The organism is Nostoc piscinale CENA21 (assembly GCF_001298445.1).
GTDB classification, from domain to species: domain Bacteria; phylum Cyanobacteriota; class Cyanobacteriia; order Cyanobacteriales; family Nostocaceae; genus Nostoc_B; species Nostoc_B piscinale_A.
In genome coordinates this window covers 330,096-350,030 of record NZ_CP012036.1, presented here as the reverse complement: position 1 = coordinate 350,030, position 19,935 = coordinate 330,096, and the positions used below count along the sequence as shown (strand labels likewise).

At 41.5% G+C, this 19,935-nt stretch carries 14 protein-coding genes; 10 read left to right on the top strand and 4 right to left on the bottom strand.

What is annotated here, in order from left to right:
- Window positions 1-610: 610 nt before the first annotated feature.
- The 3 genes from psaB to ACX27_RS01470 form a co-directional block, all read right to left on the bottom strand.
- Complete coding sequence (psaB, locus tag ACX27_RS01480) at window positions 611-2,839, bottom strand: photosystem I core protein PsaB (RefSeq protein WP_062287464.1); 2,229 nt, start codon at window positions 2,837-2,839, stop codon at window positions 611-613.
- 408 nt (window positions 2,840-3,247) lie between these two features.
- Window positions 3,248-3,490 (bottom strand): hypothetical protein, encoded by a 243-nt coding sequence (locus ACX27_RS01475; RefSeq protein ID WP_062287461.1) that lies wholly within the window; start codon window positions 3,488-3,490, stop codon window positions 3,248-3,250.
- 277 nt (window positions 3,491-3,767) lie between these two features.
- A complete protein-coding gene (locus ACX27_RS01470; RefSeq protein WP_235526451.1) occupies window positions 3,768-4,211 on the bottom strand; it encodes a hypothetical protein in 444 nt (147 codons plus the stop codon).
- A 70-nt stretch (window positions 4,212-4,281) separates the two neighbouring features.
- Between ACX27_RS01470 and ACX27_RS01465 the strand changes: the two genes are divergently transcribed.
- The 7 genes from ACX27_RS01465 (at window position 4,282) to ACX27_RS33185 (ending at window position 12,576) form a co-directional block, all read left to right on the top strand.
- A complete protein-coding gene (locus ACX27_RS01465) occupies window positions 4,282-4,473 on the top strand; it encodes a hypothetical protein (RefSeq protein WP_062287458.1) in 192 nt (63 codons plus the stop codon).
- 143 nt (window positions 4,474-4,616) lie between these two features.
- Window positions 4,617-7,052 carry a phenylalanine--tRNA ligase subunit beta gene (gene pheT, locus ACX27_RS01460; RefSeq protein WP_062287455.1) on the top strand — a complete coding sequence of 812 codons (2,436 nt, stop codon included), beginning with the start codon at window positions 4,617-4,619 and terminating at the stop codon, window positions 7,050-7,052.
- A gap of 286 nt (window positions 7,053-7,338) precedes the next feature.
- The gene (locus tag ACX27_RS01455; protein WP_062287451.1) at window positions 7,339-7,608 is read left to right on the top strand and encodes a YciI family protein; all 270 of its coding nucleotides are present in this window, start codon (window positions 7,339-7,341) and stop codon (window positions 7,606-7,608) included.
- A gap of 394 nt (window positions 7,609-8,002) precedes the next feature.
- Complete coding sequence (locus tag ACX27_RS01450; RefSeq protein WP_062287448.1) at window positions 8,003-8,431, top strand: hypothetical protein; 429 nt, start codon at window positions 8,003-8,005, stop codon at window positions 8,429-8,431.
- A gap of 614 nt (window positions 8,432-9,045) precedes the next feature.
- The gene (locus ACX27_RS33190; protein WP_235526450.1) at window positions 9,046-9,984 is read left to right on the top strand and encodes an AAA-like domain-containing protein; all 939 of its coding nucleotides are present in this window, start codon (window positions 9,046-9,048) and stop codon (window positions 9,982-9,984) included.
- On the top strand, window positions 9,900-12,437 hold the full coding sequence (locus tag ACX27_RS01445; protein ID WP_235526449.1) for a WD40 repeat domain-containing protein: 2,538 nt from the start codon (window positions 9,900-9,902) through the stop codon (window positions 12,435-12,437). Before ACX27_RS33190 ends, ACX27_RS01445 begins: the two co-directional genes overlap by 85 nt.
- Window positions 12,394-12,576, top strand: a complete 183-nt coding sequence (locus ACX27_RS33185; RefSeq protein WP_235526448.1) for a hypothetical protein — start codon at window positions 12,394-12,396, stop codon at window positions 12,574-12,576. Before ACX27_RS01445 ends, ACX27_RS33185 begins: the two co-directional genes overlap by 44 nt.
- Window positions 12,577-12,836: 260 nt before the next feature.
- Here the strand turns inward: ACX27_RS33185 and ACX27_RS01440 are convergent, their stop codons facing one another.
- The gene (locus ACX27_RS01440) at window positions 12,837-13,499 is read right to left on the bottom strand and encodes a phytochelatin synthase family protein (RefSeq protein ID WP_062287445.1); all 663 of its coding nucleotides are present in this window, start codon (window positions 13,497-13,499) and stop codon (window positions 12,837-12,839) included.
- A gap of 345 nt (window positions 13,500-13,844) precedes the next feature.
- Between ACX27_RS01440 and ACX27_RS01435 the strand changes: the two genes are divergently transcribed.
- The 3 genes from ACX27_RS01435 (at window position 13,845) to ACX27_RS01425 (ending at window position 19,853) form a co-directional block, all read left to right on the top strand.
- Window positions 13,845-14,834 (top strand): YegS/Rv2252/BmrU family lipid kinase, encoded by a 990-nt coding sequence (locus ACX27_RS01435; protein WP_062287442.1) that lies wholly within the window; start codon window positions 13,845-13,847, stop codon window positions 14,832-14,834.
- Between the two features lie 137 nt (window positions 14,835-14,971).
- Window positions 14,972-16,522 (top strand): metallophosphoesterase family protein, encoded by a 1,551-nt coding sequence (locus tag ACX27_RS01430; protein ID WP_062287439.1) that lies wholly within the window; start codon window positions 14,972-14,974, stop codon window positions 16,520-16,522.
- Between the two features lie 211 nt (window positions 16,523-16,733).
- Window positions 16,734-19,853 (top strand): DUF4126 domain-containing protein, encoded by a 3,120-nt coding sequence (locus ACX27_RS01425; protein WP_062287436.1) that lies wholly within the window; start codon window positions 16,734-16,736, stop codon window positions 19,851-19,853.
- Window positions 19,854-19,935 lie beyond the last annotated feature (82 nt).

The following is a 19,935-nucleotide window of genomic DNA, read 5'->3' as shown; positions in this document are numbered from 1 at the left end:
GCATGTACAGCAGGTATTATAATTGTAATATATTGCAGTGACAAGCCCCACGATACAGAAATTGATATGCTTCGTCATTCATGGTGTGGGATGCGAGATCCCAGTGTCAACAGACAATCTTGCTGTGTCAGTTCTGATAACTAGAAGGACTATAGCGGTTCTCGGTTGGATGAAGTACCTTTCAACCCCTCCGCACGCGGGGAGGGGAGCGTTTGCGTTAGCAAATGCGGGGTGGGGGTTCCGACTGTATTACAAGCAAGTAAGAACCGCTATAAATTAAACCTAACTAGAGATACGGGTTTCGACTTCGCTCAACCCTCTTTCTTCTAGTCAGCGTCTTGAGCATTGAGCGACTCGCACTGAGCGTAGTCGATGGGAGTCGAAATGCGGCTTCTAAATCACTGTCTACGTACTTAACAAAAATCCCCCTGTCACCTAACGGTATCAAGGGGGAAATAGCTAAGGTCAGAGGATATCAAACTTGTTAGAAGAAGGCAGGAGGCTGATAAGAGTAGGAATTAGACCCGCTTATATTCGTTCGCGTAGCGTCCCTTGGGAATCTTTCCCTTCTGCCTCCTGCCCCCTGCCTTCTGCCTCGCCCGAAGGGCTGTTAACCGAATTTACCTGCTGTTGAGGCTATGAGGAAGGCTGCATAAGTCAGGATGTAACCCACAGTGAAGTGAGCCAAACCAACCAACCAGCCTTGGACGATGGATAGAGCAACAGGCTTATCTTTCCACCGAACTAAGTTAGCTAGTGGAGTGCGTTCGTGCGCCCAAACAAGGGTTTCGATTAACTCTTGCCAGTAGCCACGCCAGCTAATCAAGAACATAAAACCAGTTGCCCAAACGAGGTGTCCAAAGAGGAACATCCAAGCCCAAACAGATAAATTACTTGTGCCGTAGGGGTTGTAACCGTTAATTAACTGAGCCGAGTTAGCCCAGAGATAATCACGGAACCAGCCCATGAGATATGTAGAGTTTTCGTTGAACTGAGCAACGTTACCTTGCCAAATGCCTAGATGCTTCCAATGCCAGTAAAAAGTTACCCAGCCCAGGAGGTTCAACATCCAGAACATAGCGAGATAGAAAGACTGTTCCCAAGAAGAAGTTTGGCAAGTACCACCACGACCAGGGCCATCACAAGGGAAGGTGAAGCCAAAGTCTTTCTTATCAGGCATCAGCTTGGTACCACGGGCATCCAACGCACCTTTCACACAAATTAAAGTGGTGGTGTGCAGACCAAGTGCGATCGCATGGTGTACTAAGAAATCTCCCGGCCCAATGGTCAAGAACAGAGAGTTAGTACCAGAGTTAATCGCATCTAGCCAATTGGGTAGCCAAACGTTACCTTGGTTTGGCCAAGCTGTGTAAGCAATGCTATCTGAGTTAGATAGCAAGGTATTCATGCCATACAGTAGTTTGCCGTGAGCCGATTGGATAAATTGAGCAAACACCGGCTCAATCAAGATTTGTTTTTCTGGAGTCCCAAAGGCAACCACTACATCGTTATGAACATATAGCCCTAGAGTATGGAAGCCTAAGAAAAGTGACACCCAACTTAAGTGAGAGATAATCGCTTCTTTGTGCTTCAGTACCCGATCAAGAACATTACCTTTGTTTTGTTCTGGGTCGTAGTCTCGTATCCAGAAAATCCCCGCATGGGCAAACGCACCAATCATTAAGAAGCCGGCAATGTATTGATGATGAGTGTACAGCGATGCCTGGGTGGTGTAATCCTTAGCTATGAAAGCGTAAGGCGGTAGTGAGTACATGTGTTGCGCTACTAACGAAGCAGCTGTACCCAGTGCAGCCAAGTGTATGGATAACTGAAAGTGCAGGGAATTGTTATAGGTGTCGTATAAACCTTGATGGGGTAAGTTGAACTGACCTTCGGTTTGGATACCAAAGAATTGTCTAGAGTTGAGCATTTCTTTGATGCTGTGACCAATGCCGAAGTTAGTGCGGTACATGTGACCAGCGATAATAAAGATAACTGCGATCGCCAGATGGTGATGCGCCATATCCGTCAGCCACAATGACTCTGTTTGGGGATGGAAACCACCTAAAAAAGTCAAAATAGCTGTACCTGCACCTTGAGACGAGCCGAACACATGGTTAGCTGTATCTGGATTTTGAGCGTATACACCCCAGTTCCCCATCCAAAATGGTGTTAAACCTGCTGGGTGAGGCAAAATTGTCAGAAAGTTTCTCCAGCCCACATGCACACCGCGAGATTCGGGGATAGCAACGTGAATTAAGTGACCAGCCCAAGCTAAAGAACTCACCCCAAACAAACCTGCCAGGTGGTGATTCAAGCGGGGTTCCGCACTTTTAAACCAAGTTAAACTCGGACGGTATTTAGGTTGCAAGTGTAGCCAGCCAGCAAATAAAAATAATGCTGCTAACAGCAACAAAAACACTGAACCTTGATAAAGGTCATTATTCGTCCGCATCCCGATGGTGTACCACCAATGGTAAACACCAGAGTAGGCAATATTAACTGGATAGTTGGCACCACCTTGGGTAAAAGCTTCAATGGCTGGTTTACCAAAGTGAGGATCCCAAATTGCATGGGCGATGGGGCGAATATGTAACGGATCTTTAATCCACTGTTCAAAATTGCCTTGCCAAGCTACGTGGAATAAAAGACTGGATGCCCACAAGAAAATAATTGCGACATGACCGAAGTGAGTAGCGAAAATCTTTTGGTAGAGATTTTCTTCAGTCATCCCATCATGACTTTCAAAATCATTTCCTGTGGCGATCGCATACCATATTCTACGCGTCGTTGGATCTTGAGCGAGATCCTGGTTAAATTTAGGATATTTTGTAGCCATGTATTTTAGTCATATCCTCCTGAAACGCTAATCTAAATTGCTAATTCTCCTGAACCAGCAAATGTTTACAATTGAATCAACATCTTTTCAGCCTTCAAATAATAGTCAAGTAATTTTGGATTTTTGTCTCACCACTAGGACGATAATTTAACTAACAAAATATTCCAAAAGTTTGTTTTTGCAGGTAATTGCTAATAGTCAACCGAGCAATTATCCAAATCAAATCTACTGATATTTGTAGGCGTGATAATGCAGTTCAATTTCTTTCTCTTAAATTAATAAATAAATTAATTACTAGAACTTCCATCTAACTTAAGATGGATTATGAATGCTCATGATTAAATGAGTTTGTCGTCTTTAACACAATCATGATTGAGTAACTGTAGACTGGTCATAATCCAAAATAAATTAAGGGTTAATGATGCCGTAGTAAATGGCAATCACAAATAAGAAAGCACTCAAGATAACTAGAGTAAAACCATAACGTACTCGCTTATCTGGTAAATCTTGCCGAGTGATCACATTATCTTTCTGTATTTGAGTTACAGGCTCAGAGTTGCTATTATTTTGAGAGTGAATATGATTAGGTGTTGTTTCGACTGACGAATGGTTACTTGCCGTTTTATTAGTTGAATTTGCTGGAGATTGCATATACTTTTAATTCCAGATTGTTTGGATTGGTTGCTGCTATATTTCCAAACATTTCTGTATTAATACATCAGTCTTGAGGACTACCTGAATTTTAGAGTGATGTTCAATAATTTAAGTAATATAAAGTTAGTTTGTGTCGAGAAATACTTATATAGCGTTTCTTACTTTAGTGAAGTAAACAGAATAATTAACCGCAGATGGACGCAGATGAACACAGTCCATCTGCGGTTAATTATTTGGACTTTTGCAAGAAGTCTATGGTGTTATCCCGTTATGGTTACTGAATACTTAGTAGGGTAATTGCTTGCTCAATGTTGTGTTTTGCATGATATCGATTGAGTAACTTTTCTTGATACCATCTTTGCGGAGGATTCATATACTTACCCTCAAGAGAAGCCTTAATGAGTGCTGCTTGGTGGTCTGAGGGTTGTCCCATCTGGTCTAGGATAGTGCCGAGATGTTGCAAAATTTCAAATGTCGGTAGCTTTAAGCCTTCGCCATCATCCATTTGTTGTATCGCTAATAACGGAAATGCCATTAAAGCACTGATGTAATTGTCTTTGTATGCTCCACTGGCTAGAGGTCTGAGACCATATCGCCAGCATAAAGTTTTGAGTTGCTGAACTGTCAGAACTTCTAATTCTGTGCGGGTAAACAACATAAAATAGATATTGCCATTTTTACGAGTGGTATCAGTGGTTAACAAGTTTCTCAGGCTCATGTAACCACTGATTTTAACAGTCTAATTATCTGTGTACAAACAATTCAAGCGTTTTTTACACTTCTCAACAATGCCCAACCCTAAAGGTAGTCCCGAAAATTTAGAACCAATACAACCCAAGGGTGAGGAACCGATGACAACATCTATCAGTTTCAGATGTACTGAGTCGATGAAGGAAGCGGTGAAGGCACAGGACGACCCCGCACAATTTTGCAGAGACGCAATCCAGGAAAAATTAGATAAACAGAAACAATTAGAATGAAGAATGAGCATTAATCAAGCATCTCCACTGATTCATAAAATAATGCTCAAAGTATGCGTTCAAACACCGAAACTTATTCTTTTGAGCATTAGGTGAGCATTTTTAAGTAAAAATAGGCTGAAATTGTTGATTTTACGTCATTTATGCGAATCTCTTTAAACTGGCTGCGGGAACTAGTAGAAATTAAATTAAGCCCAGAAGAATTAGCTCATACCCTAACAATGGCTGGGTTTGAGGTAGAAGATATTGAAGACCGCCGCACTTGGGCAGATGGTGTGGTTTTGGGGAAAGTGCTGGAACGTCAACCCCACCCCAACGCCGACAAATTAAGTGTCTGTCAAGTAGATGTGGGTGCAGCTGAGACTTTAAATATTGTTTGCGGTGCAGCCAATGTCCGGGCAGATATTTATGTCCCAGTCGCCACCGTTGGCACTTATTTACCAAACATCGATTTAAAAATTAAACCTGCAAAACTGCGTGGTGTTCCATCTCACGGCATGATTTGTTCCTTAAAAGAACTGGGTTTGCCGAGTGAGGTTGATGGGATTCATATTTTTACTGGGGAAAATCTCTCGGTGGGTAGTGATGTCCGTCCGTTGCTGGGTTTAGATGATGTGATTTTAGATGTGACGGCTACTGCTAACCGCGCTGATGCTTTAAGTATGGTAGGCATAGCGCGAGAAGTTGCCGCTTTGACTGGTGGTAAACTGAGTATTCCTGAACCTGGGGAAGTCAAAATAACTCAAAATGCAGGCAAGTTAGGTTTAAAAATTGCTGATACCCAAGCTTGCCCGGCTTACATTGGTACAGTCATTGAACAAGTAAAAATTGCCCCGTCGCCGGACTGGTTGCAACAACGCCTGCGAGCTGCGGGTGTACGCCCAATTAGTAATGTCGTTGATATTACTAACTATGTATTGTTGGAATGGGGACAACCACTCCACGCCTTTGACCAAGAGCGTTTACAAGCTGTTGCGGGTAATGGCAATTTAACTATTGGTGTACGTTTTGCGAATCAAGGAGAATCTCTAAAAACCTTGGATGGGCAACCTCGCAACCTCGCAACCCAGAATTTGTTAATCACCGCTAACGATAAACCTGTGGCTTTAGCGGGAGTTATGGGTGGAGAAGAAACCGAAGTTTATGAAGGTTCGCAAAATTTAGTTTTAGAAGCAGCCTTGTTTGATTCCGTGGCTATTCGTCGTTCCTCCCGTGGGGTGGGGTTACGCAGTGAAGCATCTGGGAGATACGAACGGGGTGTGAACCGCGCAGAATTGGAAGTCGCCTGTCGTCGTGCTTTAGCTTTAATTAGTGAATTGGCTGGCGGTGTCATTGTACATCAAGAAATTGTGGATACCCGTCCCGATCCTGCGACTTGGAGTCGTTCGATTGCTCTGCGTTTAGATAGAGTTAATGAAATACTAGGGCCTACTGATTTAGGTGAAGACACAGGGGAATTACAAGCAAGCGATGTTGTCAGGATTTTAACCGCTTTGGGATGTCAGCTGACAGCAACAGATGAACGTAGTTGGAATGTGGCTGTTCCTCCTTATCGTTACCGCGACTTAGAACGGGAAATTGATTTAATTGAGGAAATTGCTCGACTGTACGGCTATGATAATTTCTGCGACACTTTACCGGAAAAAGCCCAAGCAGGCTATTTACCCATAGACCAAGAATTGTTGCGGAAATTGCGGGCGACTTTACGGGCGGAAGGGTTGACTGAATTAGTGCAGTATTCCTTAGTTAAACCAGGGGAAGACCGCCAGATAGTTTTAAGTAACCCTCTATTTACCGAATATTCGGCGTTACGTACTGATTTAATGGCTGGGTTGATTGATGCTTTTCAATACAATTTAGAACAAGGTAACGGTTCTCTCAACGGTTTTGAAATTGGGCGAATTTTCCAACAAGAAGAAGACGGTTTGCATGAAGCTGATGCGATCGCTGGTATCTTAGGAGGAGACAGCAGCCTCGGTAAATGGTCAAAAGGTGGACGAGAACAGCCAATGACTTGGTTTGAAGCCAAAGGAATTCTCGAAAGCGTCTTTCAACAATTGGGGATACAAGTAGAATATCAACCAGATTGTCGTGATGAGCGTTTACATCCCGGACGCACTGCTTCGTTGTGGATAGGTGGAAACCGACTGGGTGTATTTGGTCAACTGCATCCCCAATTGCGGCGGGAAAAAGATTTACCCGATTCTGTATATCTATTTCAGTTAGATTTAGATGTGCTGTTGGATGCCTTAGATCAAGATGAGATTTTGATCCCCACATTCAAGTCTTATTCTACATACCCAGCCAGCGATCGCGACATCGCCTTTTTCGCCCCGGTGAAAGTTTCTGTAGGAGAACTGGAAAAAGCTATTAACAAAGCTGGTAAAGGTTTGCTGGAATCAGTGGAAATCTTCGATGAATATCGTGGCGAAAACGTCCCCCAAGGACAACGCAGTTTGGCATTTCGTCTAGTATATCGGGCAAGCGATCGCACTCTCACCGATGCCGAAGTCGAACCTGTACACAACAAAGTTCGAGAAGCCTTGGTAGAAAAATTCGGTGTTAACCTCAGAAGCTAAAAATTTAGTAGTGATGAGCCTTGAAGGAGGCAGAAGGCAGAAGGCAGGAGGCTTTGTACTCTGCGGGAAGCTAACGCAATATAAAAATATTCTGCCTCCTCCAGAACAATAGCCACTCTCACGAAAGTTCAGTGAAGTCTTAAACCCTTGAACATCATCTCACAGGCGGAGTTAGGAATCAGTTTTCCTCCTGCCTCTTAACTCCTGCCTTCATAGACGACTATATAATTTTGACCCGTTTTCGCTTACTATTCATTGTGAAATTTGCATTTTTAATTGATTGACTATGCCCAAATACGTACTCTGGGGAACTTACTGCGACGACGTTTTAGAAAAACGTGCTCCTTACCGTCAAGCCCATTTAGATGGTTTAGCCAAACAAAAAGAATCTGGTGTGTTAATTACCATCGGCCCCACCAAAGATATCACCAAGGTTTTTGGAATTTACGAAGCTGAAGACGAAGCCACTGTCCGCCAATTAATTGAAAATGACCCTTATTGGCAAAACGGTATTTGGACAGAATACTCTATCAAAGAGTGGATTCAAGCTTTTTAACTTAGAAAATTGCTCGGTCAGAATTCAAGAATCAGAATATTTTCTCTTGATTTTTGAACTCTGATTTTTGCTCTACATATTCAATTTTTGCTGTCAGTGTGTCAGTTTATTTATTGTCCCTAAGTTAATCAACCAAGTTTTAACTCAGCAAAACAGGTGGGAATAACCGAACCGTTTAAATAAAAATCAAACCCTCTTAACTGTTGCTTTTTGCCTGATTTGAAAGTTACAATTCCTAACTTTTAGTAGATGTCATCATATTTGTGTGTATGTCATTATCAATGATGTCTTGAACAGAGATAATATTGCTGTTGTCTAGAATAAAAAAGGGTTAGCGATCGCACTTAATATTTAGTTGTTCACCAATCGTTTGATTTTTCAGAGGGTACTACCCATGCAACACATCCTAAAACGTGCATTCTTACCTGGTTTAATGGCTGTTAGTTTAACCAGCGTCAGCCTGATTCCATCTCAGCCTGCTGCTGCTGATGATAGAGTCTTAAATAATGCGGCAATTGGTGCTGGTGCTAGCGCCGTAACTGGAGCATTAACAGGTTGCGGTTCTTTCTTAAATAATGCAGCTACCGGTGCGTTGGCTGGTGCGGCTGTTAATGGTGCTAACGGTTTAAGAACCAGAAGCGACAGAAGAGTTAACGGACGTAGTATCGTTCGAGATGCTGGTGTAGGCGCAGGCGCTGGTGTAGTAGGTGGTGCTGTTACTGGCGGTTGTCGAAATACGTTGAAAAATGGTCTTAATGGTGCAGCAGCTGGTGCAGCTGTGCATTTGCTAGACCGCAGACCTCCCAAGGTCAGAAGAAGATAATATATGATGGATAATTCGTAGTTTAATCACAAGGTACGAATTATCTATTGTGGATTATGCCAATGTAAACAGTCTGAAAACTAAATAGATGATTTGTAGGGGTGCTAATAACTGCACCCCTAATTTATTGCTCAAGTGCTTTCTATTTTTTGTAATAAATTGCTATACTTGCTGAACAAAAGTAGTCATCTTAAATGATTGATAAATTTATAGCAGTAGTCAGATAGGTTAGGAAATTATGAAATCTTAAATACCCAGGGATAATAAAACTTTTACCTCCGTTCGGCTGACGCTCACAGCGAAAGCCTGCCTCCTGCTTCCTACCATATATTCTGAATGCTGAGTGCTGAGTTCTTAGCTTAATTTTGTTTTTAGCAACATTATTTCAGGACAGATAAGACATTTAAGAACATCAATAAAAAGCATATTAGACAGATAAGACATTTAAGATATTTAAGAGAATTAAAGAATATTGAAATTTTAAAGATAGCTCAATTTTGCAAAAAATTATGCCAAATTCTAGTAAGATATTTTCAATCAAGGAATTTTTATTAAGAATATTAATTAATCATTAAATTCAATTTCGGTCTTCTTATGAAGATGCTTACCGCAATATGAAATACCAAGTTGGTGGTAGTCTCCCTAGTGATGATCCAAGCTATGTTATTCGTAAAGCAGATGAACAGCTTTATACCAGCTTAAAAGCTGGCAATTTTTGTTATGTATTAAATTCCCGTCAAATGGGAAAATCATCTTTATTACATCGCACAAGTTATCATCTTACACAAGAAGGCTACAGTTGTATTTACTTGGATGTAACTCGTTTAGGGAGTGAAGATACAACAACAGCGCAATGGTATAAAGGAATTATTCTGAGTCTTTTTTACAACTTAAATTGCCAAGATACATTGAATTTTAAAACTTGGTGGGAAACACAAAGTGGTCTTTCACCAATCAAAAAACTGTATCAATTTGTCGAGGAAGTATTGCTATCTATTCCAGAAAATAAATCTATTTTGATTTTTATTGATGAAATTGATAGTTTATTAAGTTTAAGTTTTTCAGTAAATGATTTTTTTGCTTGGATTCGTCATTGTTATAATCAACGAGCGCACGATCGCAAATATCAACGTTTAGGCTTTGCTTTGTTTGGGGTGGCTAGTCCGGCGGATTTAATTAGTGATAAGCGTCGGACACCTTTTAATATTGGGCAAGCAATCGAATTAGATGGTTTTACGTTAGAAGAAGCTACACCGTTACTGCGTGGATTAGAAGGTGTAGTTAATCAACCGTTAATAGTGTTACAAAAAATTCTGGAATGGACGAGTGGACAACCGTTTTTAACTCAAAAACTCTGTCAGTTAGTGGTGCAAATTGCCTCAGAAACTGCAAATGGCAAAATTGACTTACCCCAAGGTACAGAAGGGTATTGGGTAGAACAACTCGTTCAAAAGCAGATTATTCAACATTGGGAATCAAAAGACGAACCAGACATCTTCGCACAATCCGCGATCGCCTGTTGTTTGATGAACAAAAAGCCGCACGATTGTTAGGTCTTTATCAACAAGTATTGCAAGCTGAAGAACAACAACTTAACTCTCCAGTCGCGTTGAATGATAGCCGCGAACAAACAGAATTATTATTATCTGGTTTAGTTAAAAGACAAGACGGCTATCTCAAAATTAAAAACCCGATTTATCACTCTGTGTTTAATCAGCAATGGGTAATACGACAGTTAGATAATTTGCGGCCTTACTCGCAAATTTTTAATGCTTGGGTGCTATCGGGTTATCAAGATGAGTCACGGTTATTGCGGGGACAAGCACTCAAAGACGCGCAAAATTGGGCGCAAGGCAAAAGTTTGAGCGATTTGGACTATCAATTTTTCGTAGCCAGTCAAGAATGCGAACGGCATGAGGTACAAACCGCCCTAGAAGCTGCAAGGGTGAAGGAAATAGAAACAAGGTTGGCGCAGGAGAAGAAAACTGCTTTATTACAGAGATATTTATTAATTGCAGTCTGTATTGGTTTATTTGTTTCTACTAGCTTGGGTATAGGCACTTTTATGTTGTACCGCCAAGCTAAACAAAGTGAAATGCAAGCCAAAAATAGCGAAATGCGGGCTTTAATCTCGGCTTCGGAGGGAATGTTTGACTCAAATCGCCGCTTGGATGCACTGATAGCAGCCATCCAAGCCAAACAAAAACTCAGCAAATTCAGTCCCAATAATCCTAAAATTGGACAGCAAGTTGATGCTGTATTAGAACAAGCTGTGTATGGTGCAGATGAATACAATCGTTTTTGGGGTCATACAGCAGCAGTTTTAGCAGTCGATGTCAGTCCTGATAGTTCTCTCATTGCCTCAGCCAGTGTTGATAAAACCATCAAACTTTGGCGACGTGACGGTAAAGCAGTTGCAACACTCAAAGGACACACAGCCACAGTTAGATGCGTCAAATTTAGTCCTGATGGTCAGATGCTGGCCTCGGCAAGTGAAGATGGCACTGTCAAACTGTGGACAAATGCAGGCTCTTTATTAAAAACACTCAAAGGCCACAATGCTTCCATTTGGGGAGTCGCCTTTAGTCCTGATGGTCAGACTATTGCCTCTGCCAGTTTCGACAGAACCATAAAACTCTGGAAGCAAGACGGTACATTACTCAAAACTTTTTCTGGTGAACGAGTGGGGTTTTGGGGAGTCGCCTTTAGTCCCGATGGTCAACTTGTGGCTGCCACAAGCATAGATGGGACAGTCAAAATCTGGAAAAAAGCAGGTGCAGACTGGCAAAACGCTAAACTGCTGCAAACCCTCAAAGGTCATAGTACTTGGGTAATTGCATTAGATTTCAGTCCTGACGGTCAAATGATTGCTTCTGCTAGTGAAGATAAAACAGTCAAACTGTGGCGACGTAACCCTAAAAATCATACCTATCGCCTGGATAAAACGCTGCAAGGTCATAGTGCAGGTGTTTGGGGGGTAGCATTTAGTCCTGATGGTCAGACTGTTGCATCTGCTAGTCTCGATAAAACAATTAAACTTTGGAGTATTGATGGTACAGAACTCAGAACCCTCAAAGGCCACATAGCCTCTGTTTGGGGAGTAAGTTTTAGTCCTGATGGTAGCTTTATTGCTTCGGCGGGTGCAGAAAATGTTGTCAGACTTTGGCAGAGTGAAAACCCTTTTCAAAAGTCAGTCGTTGCCCATAAATCGGGAATTTGGTCATTAAATATCACTTCAGATAGTGCCATCGTTGGGACGGCTGGTCATGAAAACACCGCTAAATTGTGGAGTAGTCAAGGTAAATTGTTGCAAACTTTTACTGAATCTAGAGGGGCAATTTTTGAGGTTTCCTTTAGTCGTAATGGTAAGTTAATTGCCCTTCGTACTTATGGTGATAAAATCAAACTCCAGCAACGAGACGGCAAGTTAGTTGCCACTTATCAAGATCCCCTGGGAAAACTTTTAGCAGGTGTGTTGAGTCCTGACAGTCAAGCGATCGCTATGGCCAATGTTGATAAAATAGCGCAAATATGGCATCGCAATCAGCCTCAACCGCAGATTCTCAAAGGACATCAAGCAGAAGTTTGGCAAATGGTTTTTAGTCCCGACGGTAAAATGGTGATGTCTGTCAGTGGTGATGGTACTGCTAAATTGTGGACATTGGATGGCAGATTACGCACAACCTTAGTCGGACATACAGCCGCAGTTTGGCGAGCCGCTTTTAGTCCCGACGGTAAAATGGTGGCGACTGGTAGTGGCGATAATACTGTGAAATTGTGGACAATTGACGGCAAATTACTGCAAACATTCACAGGTCACACAGCAGCAATTTGGGGAGTTGCATTTACTCCCGATAGCAAAATCCTAGCTTCCGGGAGTATCGATGCCACAATTAAACTTTGGAAATTGGATGGTACAGAAATCACAACTCTCAGAGGACATACCGCAGGTATTCGTAAAATTGACATCAGCCGCGACGGAACTTTTTTTAGCTTCTGGTGGTGATGATAACACGCTAATTTTATGGAATTTACCGCGCATTCTCAAATTAAATGCCTTGAGTTATGCTTGCTCTCTGGTGCAGAATTATTTGCAAACTAACACAAAATTAGAACAGAGCGATCGCTCTTTGTGTCAGAGTTAGGAGGCAGAAGGCAGAAGGCAGGAGGGAAGAGGGTTATAGCTTTGTTTACCTTTCTTAACTTAGTTTTGTTTTTTCCCACCGACTTACTTAAGTTGCTTTCAAAAGTATTCCTACTCCCTACTTGCACCCCAGGTTACTATCTTTGACTGCAACTTGGTATCAGCACTTTGCTATAGATAGAAAATAACTCCTTCACAAGATAAATGAAGGAGTTAAAGTGCTGTTTCGGTGATACTTTCAGGAGACTTGATTAACAAAACTTAGCTATTTTCTGCATGGAGAGCATTCAAAGCCAATTCGGATGGATGAAGTGCGCCGTTACCTGTTTTGGCTGGTTCCAATCTGCGGAGTACAATCATCCCGCGAGAGCGGTTTGAGGAGGAATCTTTATCTACGCAAGCAGTATACATCCGTTGAATTGGACATTTCCAAAACCTTGTATATCGCTTGGGATTGGTATCTGCAATGGTGACTTCTTGAGTTTGGGGGTCATAATCTGCTAGTAAAGAGAAGTGACCACCTTCTAAACTAGGATTTTCATGAGCAATCCGAGTATTGAAGTTGAGAATGTGGACATCATTTTCATTACAAACAGCAGTTTCAACTTCGCGGATGAATGCTTCGAGTGTCAGACTCGGCTTATCAAAATGCTCCATCCGAATTGATAAAGGTAATCCTTTTCTTTCTATATATATTTTGCAGGTGTCGTAGGTTTCTGCTAAGGTCATACCATCATCTAAAACTGAGGCAATAGGCAGCTGGGTGGCATAGAAAATTTCATCGACAGTTGTTAAATATCCTAATGCCGTCAAAGCGTAGGCGATCGCAGTTACATTACAACAATAAATAGGTTGTTGAAATTGATGTAGTTGAATTATTTCTAAGTCTCTTTTAGAAATCTGACCTATATTATCAATATCCATTTTTTTGACTCCTTATAAATATATTGATAGAAAAACTTTATTTTTAATTTATCTTTACTTTTGCTTTTTTATGCTTGATAATTTTAGTTTTGATGCTGATATATTTTCTGCGTATTTGTCAAAACATTCAAGGAAATTTAAGACATTTAAGTAATTAAATTGAGACAGTTAAGACATTTAAGCAAAATTAAGTGTGATTAATGTATAAGCTATGGCATGAGTAGGGAACAGGAAACAGGGAACAGGGAACAGAAGTAAACCTGTCGTCAGAGAGAAGTCAAGATCATCTAGGAATGATAGGAATATTTTGGTATGTTAGCGATCGCTGCTTAAAATTTAACTTTTATGAATCGTTCCGCCTGCCTCATTTTTAATCCAGTAGCGGGTCAAGGCAACCCAGAACAAGAACTATTAGAGATTCGCGCATTATTAGAACCAACTATTGACTTAGATATTCATTTCACAACCGAAGAAGTCGGCGCTGATCAATTGGCTTATGACGCAGTTCAGCGCGGAGTGGATGAGATTATCGCCTCTGGTGGTGATGGTACACTTTCAGCAGCAGCAGCCGCAGTCATTAATACAAATATTCCCTTTGGCATTATTTCGCGGGGAACAGCCAATGCCTTTGCCAATGCTTTAGGTATTCCCGACACTATTGAGGCGGCCTGTCAAACAATTTTACAAGGTGCAACTCGCAATGTAGATGTAGCTTACTGCAACGATCGCCCATTAATCTTACTAGCAGGTGTGGGCTTTGAGGCGGAAACTGTAGAAAAAGCTAACCGAGAAGCAAAAAACCGCTTTGGAATTATTGCTTATATCTTGGCAGGACTCCAGCAACTAGGGGAATTACAGAATTTTGATGTTGAAATTGAGACTGAGGAGAAAATAATTAAAACTAGCGCCGCCGCCGTGACAGTGGCTAATGCTGCACCGCCGACATCAGTTTTGGCGCAAGGGCCTGGTGGAATTATTTATGATGATGGATTACTGGATGTCACAATTGTAGCTCCCGTTAATAAAGCCGGAGCGATCGCTGCTACATATCATTTATTTCAAAGTGCTTCTTCCGGGAATGCAGTCGAACGAGATGATATTGGCTATCTCCGCGCTAAACAATTTAAAATCACCACTGACCCAGTTCAAAAAGTTGTCTTGGATGGTGAGATAGTTGGTACAACACCGATAGAAGTCAAGTGTGTTCCAGCAGGTTTGCGGGTTTTTGTACCAACAGTAGAAGAAGTTGAACCAGCAGAAAAACTTGAGGGACTGCCAAATTTAGTTATTGAATTGAAAAATCCCCCAGAAAGTGAGGAAGAAACGGGAGGTTAAAGAAGGCAGGAGGCAGGAGGCAGGAGGCTTATGAGAGAGACTCTGCCTTCTGACTTCAACACCCTTATACCCTTACACCCTTTCACCCAATCTCAACGAATATCCTTTGTGCATCAGTCTTGTAGGAGTAAAATGTTTTGAAGCTTGTTTCTGATCCAGCGATCGCCAAAAAAATTCAGAAGATGAACCAGCGTGTTCGCTGGCAAGATCCGTTAATCAAACGGCGCGGTATTGACCAAACTCAGTTAATGCTAGAAGATGGTCAAGCTGATCATCCTGAATTTTCGTTTTTGGTAGTCGGAGATAGCGGTTCAGGGAGACATGGTGGACAAAACCCCCAAAGACAAGTAGCACAACTCACATTACCTCATCTTGATGATTGTCGCTTTATGCTGCATACAGGCGATGTCATTTACTTAGTGGGTTCCAGTGAGTATTATCAGCAAAACTTTATTCGACCTTATAAAGAATATCTGGTTGGTGGTGATTTTCCGCAAAAAATTGCCTACGACAAGATGACTTTTCGGGTACCGATTTTGCCTGTACCGGGAAATCACGATTATTACGGTTTACCTCTAGTCTTGAACTTATTATCAATTACAACATTACCAATTCGCCGCTTATTGCGATCGCGCTTAGATTTAGATGTGGGTTTACATGGTTCAGGAACAGGTGAAGCTTACGCCAAAGCATTTCTTGATTATCTCTGTAAGTTGAAGTTTCCTGGCGATTTAGACCAACATTTAGACACATACTACACCGCCAACACAGATACAGGTCGCTGTCTGTCTTATCAGCCAGGAAAATTTACCCGTCTGCCAAATCGCTATTATAGTTTTCGTTATGGTGGAATTGACTTCTTTGCTTTAGATTCCAATACTTTCAACGATCCGCCATCACTCCCTCAAACCGCCGAAGGCGACGCACAACGGAAAAACTTAGAACAACGTCGCCAAGAATTTGAACAAGAAAAACAGCAAATTCTAGAAACATCCAGCAAACTAAATCCAGATAATCCCCACGAAGCCGAATATCTGGATGATTTATACGTCAAGTTGTCGCAAATTGAAGAATTGGTAGTTGATATTGACAAACAATTAGCACCACAACAAGCCACCCACACCGATGTAGAACAGTTGGAATGGCTAAAACAAAGGTTAATTGCATCTTGGCAGAATTCCCAAGTGCGGGGACGGGTGATTTATTTCCATCATCCTCCCTATGTTACGGAAGCAACTAAATGGCAACAAGCACAAACCCTAGCAATTCGCAGTCGCTTGCGGGAAGTTTTCAACGCCGTAGCAGAAACATTGGGTGATGTAACTCAAGGTCGTGCTGTAGTGGATTTGGTATTAAACGGCCATGCTCATTGTTTAGAATATCTGCAAACATATAACACTGGACACGCAGACTCGGCAATTAACTGGATTGTGTGTGGCGGAAGTGGGTTTAGTTTGCGCCGACAACGAACTGAAGGTGCTGATTTAGTCGAGGGAGATAAATTAATTGCGCGATCGCATTTATATGTTGGTCGTAACGGTCATGGTTCAGAAAAACGCCGTCCCTATTCATGCTTGCGAATTGATGTCACAGGCGAAGGTCGTCCGAAATTTATCGTCCGACCTTTAGTCGCTGAATGGTATCAACGCCAGTGGCACAATTATCAACTAGAACCTTTAGTAATTTGATAATTAACCGCAGATGGACGCAGATAAACGCAGATAAAACATAGTAATATTTTACCTCCTGCCTCCTGCCTCCTCCTATAAAACTACGACTTTCGGAAACAGACTTTACCCCCTAAGAAAGTGTCAGCTAAAGAATTTGGTACTTAGCGTAGGAAGTAGCTAGTTACTGACAAAGTAACTGGCATTTATTGAGCATGAATGAGAAAATACTATGCTTCAAATTGTTGAATATTCTTTAGGATGGCATTGGCTGAATAATGGATTAGCAGCCATAACAGAAGTGCAAGAAATACTAACTCCAGAACAAGCATCAGTGGTTTTTTCTGGGCCTAAATTTTTAGTTGCATTAGTGGCTGGTGTCTTAATGGCATTTGCCTTTCAACTGTTATTAACTAACTTCGCAGTTGCTTTAAGAATGTCTGCCACAGATAATGATTCATCTTCTAGTGATGATGAAAGCTTAGGCGATACAATTCGCAAAGTTGAAAATAAAGTCGGTTTTTGGGCATTAATTAGCGCCACTATTGCATTATTTATTGCTTCCTTTTTTGCAGTCAAACTCAGCTTAATTGATAGTGCATTTTTAGGTGCAATTATTGGTGTAGTTATTTGGTCTGCTTATTTTTCTATAGTTGTTTGGTTTGGTTCTTCGACAGTCGGTTCTTTAATTGGTGCAGTGGCGAATACTGCCAATAGTGGCATCAAAGCATTAATGGGAACTGCGACTAGTGCTATTGGTGCAAATTTTGCTAAACAACAGATGGTTTCGACTGCGGAAGATATTACAGCTGCCGTTCGCAGAGAGTTAACTTCTGGTTTTGATGTTGATAGTATTCAAAATACACTGCAAAGTTCTTTGAGTAATCTGCCAAGACGACAGCTTGATTTACCAAATATCCGTAAACAATTTGATCAGATTTTTGGTGATATCGATTGGCAATCTCTACCTGATAATTTGACACAAAATTTCAATCGTCAAACTTTTGTTGATTTAATTAGCGATCGCACAGATTTCTCGAAGGCTGATGTCAATAAAATTGCTGACCAATTAGAAGCAGCTTGGAATCAAACTTTAGCGCGGCGTAACCCAGCACAGCAAGTAATTAACTTGATTACATCGGCAACTCCCGAAGAATTGCAATCAGATGAATTAGGCGATCGCTTGCAAGAATTAGTAACTGTTGGTGGTAATGGTCATGGCAATAATGGTGGTATCAGCAAAGCCATTCAAACTGGTTTAACGGCTGCTTTACCAGTAGTTTTAGAACGGGTAAATGTCTCTGATATAGATGTGAACAAAATCACCAATCAGTTGCAAAAGCTCAAAGATAAAGTTCAAGATTTAGATATTGAGAACATATCTCATCAACTGCAAGAAACTATTGAAAAAACTACGCAAGGACGAGGTAGTTCATCTAATTCTCATTACCGTCAAGATGTAGAAGATTACATTAAAAATTCTTTGCCCTGGCACTTTAACCGCATCACAATTAAAGATGAATTTCGGGATGTGATTTATGACCCGCAAGCCGATGCGGAAACCATGCGGCGGGAATTAGAAGGTTTCAACCAAGAAGAGTTTGCTAATTTGCTCATTCGTCGGAGTGATATTAGCGAAGCCAGAGTTAAAGAAATTGCTCAACAAATGGAAGAAATTCGCCAAGAAGTTTTAGAAACTGTGCAACAGGCGGAAGTTAAAGATAAGAGTCAAGATTTGCGGAATCGCATTGAAAATTATCTACGTTCCACAAGCAAAGAAGAATTGAATCCTGAAGCTGTTGAGCGAGATTTTGCTAATTTACTGACAGAATTAAACGCTAATTTTGATGATTTAAATGAACGCTTCCAAGGATTGACTCGTGATGTCTTGCTGCAAGTGTTACAGCAGCGTCAAGACTTTAGTGATGAAGAAGCTAATAATTTGCTAAATAACTTAGAAAGTGTCCGGGACTCTGTTTTAAATAAATTACAGGAACAAGCGACAACCCAAGCTGAAAATTTACGCCAAAGAGTCGAAGATTATTTACGAAATACTAACAAGGAAGAATTAAATCCTGAAGGTATTCGCCGTGATTTCAGCACTTTAGTGCAAGACCCCCAAGCCGGATTTAACTTGTTGCGTCAGCGTTTATCACAGTTTGATCGTGATACATTAGTCAGTCTGCTATCTCAGCGTCAAGATTTGAATGAGGATGAAGTTAACCAAGTTATTGATCAGCTAGAATCAGTCAGAAATAATATATTGCAAACCCCGCAAGTGGTAGCAGATAAAGCTAAACAACAGTACGAACAAACCACAACTCAAATTGCTGAATATCTCCGCAACACCAACTTAGAAGAACTCAACCCAGAAGGTATCCGCCAAGATTTAGAAAAATTGCTGGTTGATCCCAAAGAAGGAGTTTCTGCGATGCGCGATCGCTTGTCCCAAGTTGACCGCGAAACCTTAGTTAAACTCGTTAGCCAACGGGGAGACTTAAGCGAAGAACAAGTAGAAAAACTAATTAACCAAGCACAAGAGGCGATTACTAACATTATTAAAGCCCCGCGCCGCTTGGCAAACCGTACCATTCAGCAAGTTGTCGATTTTGAAAGAAATCTCGAAGATTACCTACGTCACACCAATAAAGAAGAACTCAACCCAGACAGCATTAAGCGTGATTTACAACTGCTGTTGCGTGATCCCCGCGCCGGAGTTAGTAACTTCAGCGATCGCTTATCTCAAGTTGACCGTTCCACAATTGTGGCGTTACTATCCCAACGGGAAGATATTTCTGAGGAAGACGTTAACCGCATTGCTGATCAAATATTATCGGCGCGGGATGCAGTTGTGAAGCAATTCAGGCAAATTCAACAAGGTGTGCAATCAGCAACCGAACGCGTGAGAAATAGAATTCGTAACTATCTCAATTCGTTGAATCGTCCTGAACTGGATTATGAAGGGATCAGACATGATTTTGCCAAATTGTTTGATGACCCCCAAGCTGGATTTGAAGCCTTGCGCGATCGCCTGAGTCAATTTGACCGGGATACCTTAGTTGCACTTCTCAGTTCGCGGGAAGATATTTCCCAGGAAGACGCTAACCGGATTATCAATCAAATCGAAGCCGCCCGCGATAGTGTCTTGCAACGCGCCGAACGCATTCAGCAAATCACCAAGGAACGTCTACACAGCATCCAACACCAAGCGAAAAAACAAGCCGAAGAAACCAAAAAAACCGTTGCTAACGCTGCTTGGTGGTTATTTGGAACAGCACTCACTTCTCTGGTTGCAAGTGCGATCGCTGGTGCTATAGCTGTTACAGGTTTAACTATGTCTGCTATTGGTTAGAAAGTAGGAGGAAAAGTCTTACTATTCTTAGCATTCAAGCTTTCAAATTGTCCTAACAACCGCTATAACTCTCAATTAATGC